This window comes from Moorena sp. SIO4A1, from assembly GCF_010672065.1.
GTDB lineage: Bacteria > Cyanobacteriota > Cyanobacteriia > Cyanobacteriales > Coleofasciculaceae > Moorena.
The window spans coordinates 1-1,263 of record NZ_JAAHHX010000844.1; the positions used below are offsets into that span (position 1 = coordinate 1).

The 1,263-nt window shown below is 46.4% G+C and carries 1 protein-coding gene and 1 pseudogene; both read right to left on the minus strand.

Annotation, left to right across the window (positions count from 1 at the left end; translation table 11 throughout):
* The coding region (locus F6K53_RS43405) for an FAD-dependent oxidoreductase (protein WP_293086930.1) at positions 1-511 on the minus strand (511 nt) is incomplete at its 3' end.
* A 151-nt stretch (positions 512-662) separates the two neighbouring features.
* Positions 663-1,263 (minus strand): annotated as a pseudogene (locus F6K53_RS43410) (carboxynorspermidine decarboxylase); the annotation flags it as partial.

Sequence of the window (1,263 nt, forward strand, 5' to 3'; positions counted from 1 at the left end):
AATATACAGCTTCCTCTGCCGCTGAGTCACCCCCCCCGACTACCGCCACTTCCTTACCACTGAAAAGGGGAGATGCACCATCACAGATGGCACAAGCTGAGATCCCATTACTCCAGTACTGAGCTTCCCTGGGTAAATGCAACCGTTTCGCTGTTGCCCCGGTAGCAATCACAATACTATGGGTTTTTACTTCCCGTTCCTCAGAGCGGACAGTAAAGGGACGCTGACTTAAGTCTACAAAGATCACATCTTCGGTATAGCATTCAGTGCCCCAGCGTTCTGCTTGAGCCTTCATCCGTTCCATTAATTGAGGTCCGGTGATTCCCTCTGGGAAGCCAGGGAAGTTTTCTACTTCTGTGGTAGTCATCAGCTGTCCGCCAGGGATTCCACCAGCTTGAAAGCCTTCAAACATTAAGGGTTTCAGGTTAGCTCGTGCCCCATAAATCGCTGCTGTGTAACCTGCAGGACCAGAACCGATAATAACAAGATTTTCTACAGGGGAGTTGGACATACAAACAAACTCATAACGACTACGTTTTTACACGATACCATATGTCACAAAGCGATGCAGTGGCCTCACGGGGGTTTTCCCCACTCGCGCTTGGGATCAAGACATTAAAATTGTGAATAGGATAGTGGTATACAACTAGTGATTTTAGCCCCTAAGATAATCGATTTTTGTAATCTTCGTAGTCAAATTCTCTGACCAGGTTAAAGCTACCATCGGGATGGATAATTCCAATCCCTGGATGTTTTACTCCATTAAACATGGAAGTCTTCACCATCGTATAGTGAATCATATCTTCAAAGAGAATCGTATCACCAATCTGCAACGGCCTTTCAAAGTAATAATCTCCCATTCCCATAAAGTCTCCGGCAAGGCAGGTAAGACCTCCCATCCGGTATGTGGGCTCTTTCTCTTTCGGGTCTCTTGCACCTCTAATTCGAGGTTTATAAGGCATCTCCAAACAATCAGGCATATGAGCTGTAAATGATACGTCAAGCATCGCAATCATAGGACCCGAAGTTTCAATCAGATCGAGAACTGTGGCACGGAGCAGCCCAGTTTGCCATGCCACCGCAGAACCAGGCTCCATGTAAATATCCAAGTGAGGATAGCGGGCTTTGAAGCTAGTGATCACTTGGATCAAGTGTTCGATGTCATAGCTTTTAGAGGTGATCAGATGTCCTCCCCCTAAATTAAGCCACTTGATATGGGGAAGGTGATGCCCAAAGAGCATTTCAATCTGCTCCAAAGTACGT